This window comes from Vibrio sp., assembly GCF_038138445.1.
Lineage (GTDB): Bacteria > Pseudomonadota > Gammaproteobacteria > Enterobacterales > Vibrionaceae > Vibrio.
Genome location: NZ_JAYQDQ010000154.1, coordinates 1 through 4,521, shown reverse-complemented (window position 1 = coordinate 4,521; position 4,521 = coordinate 1). Strand labels below are relative to the sequence as shown.

Below are 4,521 nucleotides of genomic sequence, written 5' to 3'. Positions count from 1 at the left end.
CATCTACCTTAACTTGATGATTTTTATCTAAATTATCAGGGGATTCCTCAGCACTGTGTTACCGAATGCAATATTTTTGATAAACTTCATACTTGAATCATTATGTTCAAGACCTGATACCAGAACATCTTTTAAGTCACTGATATCATCAGGATGATAAAAATTCGCAGATTGGTCAAAGCCTACTTTGGTTATAAAATCATAATATTGCTCAGTAAACTCTGTAGGTACCTGAGATAATGATAATGATCCCTCAATAATAACGCGCACATCAGTTATTACCGTCGATGATGAGCTATATGGAGTAAATGTCATGCTTTTATCGGCCAACCAATTGTCATAAACCCAATTAGATTCATCGATACAGTGCTTTGAAACTGTTTCTAAATTAACTCTATCACCAATAGTGGTATTGTGAATCTTATTTCCACTATTATCTTCGGCATAGGTATAAATCAAAACACCAGATTGATCTGAAGAAGAAGGATCGATACCACTGTATGAAGTTTGGATACATACCCGCTCGATATCCGACAAAGCCATTGGCAACTTAGCAATGGCTTCGGCTCGCTGCTCAAGATAGCCATCCGCCAAATTGAAATAATCAAACTGAGGCGCTTGGTATAGCACAGGCTCATTCATCACAGCAGGTAATCCACTTTTTATATCCGGAACAATAGATAGTGTATCAGCAACAGACGGCGCAGAAAGAAATAATATTGCAAGTAGGTTTTTTTTATTCATAGATTACTCCTTATTTTCAAGCAGCAATATCAATTATTAGATTATTACTTTCAAGAATTAATTAAAACAAATAAGAGTAAAATAATTTTATGTGATAATTGTCTATAATGAATCATAATTAAAATACAAATAAGGCAATATGGAATTTAATGTAATAAATAAAATACAAAGCCAACCACATTAAAATAAATATATTTCTAAATTTATTATGTTTTTAAATCGGCTCGATATTCTCTTTTAATTCTCTGTTTGAGCCAAGCTTGCGCGGGCACCTCAATGAATGTGTAGGTGATATGAGCAGCGAGTATCGATACACCAACATACGCGGCAATAGGAACTAATAGTGCGACACCTGACCAATCGGGTAAAAGTCGACCAAACGCACTGTTTAACACCATAAATACGACGCCATGACATAAATAAACTGAGTATGAAATCTTGCCTAAGTAAACCGCTACCGAACTAGATAGCCAACGGCTAGCAAAATGATTGTTATCGGTTAAAGAAAATAAAAGCAAACCAAACGCCATAATCATTACCCAATCCCAGCGGCTATGGGTGTTAAATATAGCCATGAACGCAATGATAGACAGTGCCACAACGGCCGTTGGTAGCAAAGTCGTGACTTTGGTAATTTGATACAGCCTAAAAATCAACATACCGACCAGAAATTCACTCAATACTCGTAGCAGAACAAACTGCCAACCTGCAAAATAACTTTCCCTATCGGTTAATCCCCAACCCAAGCTTATCGTTAACGCAAATACAGCTGCCATGATTGCAAAGCATTGCAACATAGATAGAGAGGCTCTAAAAAGTAATGCCGCCAAAAATGGAAAACACAAATAGGCAAAAAACTCACTACTTACTGACCATGAAGGAGCGTTCCAGCCGACTGAATTCTCAACACCAAATCCATTGGTTAAGCTCATACTAAACAAAAACTTGGGTAATGAGAAAGCATCGGCTGGGGAGTGATAATTAAATAGAGTACTGGCGAGCAAAAAAATCGGCACCAATGCAAGCGTGGTAACAAGATGAACCGGGTAAATTCGCGCAATACGCAGCCACATAAAACGACGCCAAGAAGAAAACGATAACCGATCGCTAAAATCATTATGATGGACATAAGCAATCACAAAGCCACTCAGAACGAAGAATAAATCGACACCAAGCCAACCCTTCTCAGCAATATTGGTCACCCAATGGGGCAGCTTTCCCTCAAGTGGATATTGAGTTACTAAGTGATGTAATAAAACCCATAATGCGGCGAAGCCTCTGATACCAGTTAATGCATCTATGTGTTTCTTTACCATACTTGTTTCTCTCTAAGCTCAGCTTGTTAAAGTGTAGTGAGATAGCACAGATTTTGCCGAGTGTTAAGAGACAAGATTTTTAATAAACACGATCAAGCAACCAAAACCGATAGAATCTAAGTGACTTCTGGCTTACACTCTGAATGCAAACCTGACACACCTATCTATTATGCTTAAGATTTCAAATACAGTTACACTTCACGCATGGGAAATTACGCTCACCGCAATACGAGCGCAGGGAGCTGGCGGGCAAAACGTAAATAAGGTTTCTTCTGCAATACATCTGCAGTTCGACATCATTCACTCTTCTCTCCCCGACATTTACAAACAGGGGTTGATGGCGCTCAGTGATTCTCGAATTTCGAAACAAGGCATTCTCACAATAAAAGCGCAGCAATTTCGAACTCAGGAACAAAACAAAGAGGACGCTCTTGAGCGGCTGGCGCAGATAATACGTAGCGCAGTCCAAGTACAGAAAAAACGCCGCCCAACAAAACCAAGTAGGGCGGCAAATGAAAAGCGGTTAAAGTCCAAAAATGCTCGTTCTCAAACCAAGTCTCTTCGGACAAGGGTGAGTCATTAATGACGCTCACCCATAGTGTTTATCTTGATTCAAGCGGGTAAGACCGATAGCTCCACATACCATAGGTACGCAGCGCGTCACGATAAATACCCAGCAGCTCACCCTTACTGATTTGTTTTAACTCTTTAAGTGGTTTGTCTGGGTACGCGAGCGTATCAAAGGTAATGCCACTAGGACCCGTTTGCCAACTGGCAATTTCAAACAGTACCTGCCCACGAAGAACATGGCTGGCAGAACTGATGATTGTCGCGTGTTGTACCTTGTGTCTTGCAAGAGCATAACTACTAAACAACGCATTACCGACCGTACTAGTGGCATAGTTCTCTTCAATAATGCGATCCGCACTCACTCCTTTGGCTATTAGCCAGTCTGCCATCAGTTTGCCTTCCGTTTTGTGGTTTTGCGGCACGCCTCCTGTCAGTACAATCAGTGCTTTCGGGTTCGCTTGCGCAAGCTTTAACGTTGTCTCAAGCCGCTCAATTAAAATGGAGTGCATAGAACCATCAGGGTTAAGCGCATAACCCAGAGTGACAATCGCGCCATTTTCACCAAGAGCACCCTTATCTACTTTCTCTTTTAGCGGAGTAGCAACCACGCGATCAATGGTTTGGAATATGCGGGTTAAATCTTGCGCTTTTCCAGCATTGAGTTTAGCCAGTGCCTGCCTATGCTTTTGAGACTCTGCTTGGTTACCGTTAAATTTTTGCCACACGGCGAGATACGCGTGCAAATCAATATCATCAGGTGCGACAGATAAAGCTTGTTCGAACAATTCGATCGCTCGATCAACGTTCTTGTTATAAATCTGCGCATTCGCAGCCGAAATCAACAGATCCGTTCGATAAGGCTCAAGTTGATATGCTTGCAAAAGACGGTCAGTCACAATTTCCATATTACTTGGCATTTTTGCCGTAAAACCAGCATGAGAGACTCGCGCAGGTGACTTAAATGCACTTACCGCATCATTTAACAGCTTATCGACGACCTCACGTTTTGTGACCAGATCCGTGTATTGGGCAGAAGCCTGTACAGCGTGCTCTAAATCTGCGGTTGCAGGTGCTGACGCACCGAATGCCAATGCACCAGTGAGTAACAGCGAAATCAATGTTTTGTTCATGCAAAGTCCTAAGGATCTTATCTATCTCAATACCGAATGTGGAGTTTATAAAATAAAAATATAAAAACCGTGACAGAGGTTATGTTTTACACTTCCATAGTTACAGAGTGCTAAAACGAGAAGTAAGGTCACAAAGAGTGAGGATCAGGGCTTGATGGACATACTTAGCATCTCCATCAAGCCTTATTCATTGCTAATTATTCAATGGTGATGGTGTTTTTAACCTCACTAGTTAAGTCAGAATTATTAGGGCCTGAAACGATAACGGTATAGGTACCTAGCAACCAATCTCCCCAATCTAGGGTCTCTGTAGTCCAAATACCTTTGTCATCCACTTGGACATCTTGAGAATATTCTGAGATCTCATCTCGTGTCACTTCAAGCTTCAAAAACGCCCCCGAAGCCACTCCAAGGGCACTACCGTGAATGATGACTGCATTTGAATCAATAGGATTATCGACTATCTCTTGATCTAGCGTTAGAAACGGTTTCACACTCACTGTCGCTGTGTTACTCACACTCGCTAAATCGCCCGAGGTACCAGACATATCTTGGTAAGCCGTCACGGTTGCATCCAGCGTACTGCTTCCCGGCGACAACTGAATCTTTGAGCTTGTCTTGCCTACCCAAACATCGCTCGCGTCTTGGCCGTCAAAACTCACCTCAACACCCCCAACCTGGGCTGTCACATCCTTCACTAACTCATTAAAGGTCAACCTAACTTCTACCTCAGTGTCATGAGTCGGTGTGCCCGTCGTCAA

Annotated in this window: 5 protein-coding genes; 1 reads left to right on the top strand and 4 read right to left on the bottom strand. The window is 41.7% G+C overall.

What is annotated here, in order from left to right; translation table 11 throughout:
• Positions 1 to 27: 27 nt before the first annotated feature.
• Together AAFM34_RS20410 and AAFM34_RS20405 are read right to left on the bottom strand one after the other, a co-directional pair.
• Positions 28 to 744: a hypothetical protein gene (locus tag AAFM34_RS20410; RefSeq protein ID WP_341666027.1), complete on the bottom strand. Its 717-nt coding sequence runs from the start codon at positions 742 to 744 to the stop codon at positions 28 to 30.
• Positions 745 to 950: 206 nt separating this feature from the next.
• Entirely contained in the window at positions 951 to 2,060 is a 1,110-nt protein-coding gene (locus tag AAFM34_RS20405; protein ID WP_341666025.1) for an acyltransferase, read from the bottom strand.
• 169 nt (positions 2,061 to 2,229) lie between these two features.
• Between AAFM34_RS20405 and arfB the strand changes: the two genes are divergently transcribed.
• On the top strand, positions 2,230 to 2,643 hold the full coding sequence (gene arfB, locus AAFM34_RS20400; protein WP_341666023.1) for an alternative ribosome rescue aminoacyl-tRNA hydrolase ArfB: 414 nt from the start codon (positions 2,230 to 2,232) through the stop codon (positions 2,641 to 2,643).
• Between the two features lie 19 nt (positions 2,644 to 2,662).
• On the opposite strand, the gene AAFM34_RS20395 is transcribed toward arfB, so the two are convergent.
• Both AAFM34_RS20395 and AAFM34_RS20390 read right to left on the bottom strand, forming a co-directional pair.
• Positions 2,663 to 3,760 (bottom strand): YdcF family protein, encoded by a 1,098-nt coding sequence (locus AAFM34_RS20395; protein ID WP_341666021.1) that lies wholly within the window; start codon positions 3,758 to 3,760, stop codon positions 2,663 to 2,665.
• Between the two features lie 197 nt (positions 3,761 to 3,957).
• Positions 3,958 to 4,521, bottom strand: a 564-nt coding sequence (locus tag AAFM34_RS20390; RefSeq protein WP_341666019.1) for a hypothetical protein, incomplete at its 5' end; no start/stop codon positions are given.

Bases quoted from the DNA above. Each gene is read 5' to 3' on its own strand.
- AAFM34_RS20410 (WP_341666027.1), bottom strand. From the start codon at position 744: ATGAATAAAAAAAACCTACTTGCAATATTATTTCTTTCTGCGCCGTCT.
- AAFM34_RS20405 (WP_341666025.1), bottom strand. From the start codon at position 2,060: ATGGTAAAGAAACACATAGATGCATTAACTGGTATCAGAGGCTTCGCC.
- arfB (WP_341666023.1), top strand. From the start codon at position 2,230: ATGCTTAAGATTTCAAATACAGTTACACTTCACGCATGGGAAATTACG.
- AAFM34_RS20395 (WP_341666021.1), bottom strand. From the start codon at position 3,760: ATGAACAAAACATTGATTTCGCTGTTACTCACTGGTGCATTGGCATTC.